Annotated in this window: 1 protein-coding gene; it reads right to left on the bottom strand. The window is 58.5% G+C overall.

Annotated features, from left to right (window positions below):
* Nucleotides 1-419 (bottom strand): YhdP family protein (locus FJV41_RS56095; RefSeq protein WP_220138040.1); only part of this gene is annotated, 419 nt, incomplete at both ends.

Raw genomic sequence — 419 nt, 5'->3', positions numbered from 1 at the left:
CCACTGCGCCTGAAAACGCGTTTTCTCCGTCGCCTGCAGGGGGATATCGAGAGCCAGCAAATTGATTTTGCCGCCAGGCTGCGTGGTACGCCAGAGTTCGCCCAGAGAAGGCGCCAGCTTATCAGCAAACGGCTGTAACCCGCTCAGGCCGCTGAGGGCCAAATTGCTGGCGCGAATACGTAACTCATCGCTACGCTGACGATCGTCGCCACCAACGTCCTGCGCCGGGATCCACGCCATCGCCAGGGCTCCGCTTGGCCAGGGTTTATCATCGATAGCGATCCGCGTATCGGGAATATAAAAGGCCCAGCTTTGCTTATCATGGGAGAGATGCGCCGTCAGGTTATCCACCGACAAATGATGGACTTCGTTATCGCCCTGCCAGCTGGCGCCCCCTTTTTTCAGCCATATGTCGCCGC

The organism is Myxococcus llanfairpwllgwyngyllgogerychwyrndrobwllllantysiliogogogochensis (assembly GCF_006636215.1).
Taxonomy (GTDB): Bacteria; Myxococcota; Myxococcia; order Myxococcales; family Myxococcaceae; genus Myxococcus; species Myxococcus llanfairpwllgwyngyllgogerychwyrndrobwllllantysiliogogogochensis.
This window is presented reverse-complemented; position numbering and strand designations above follow the sequence as displayed.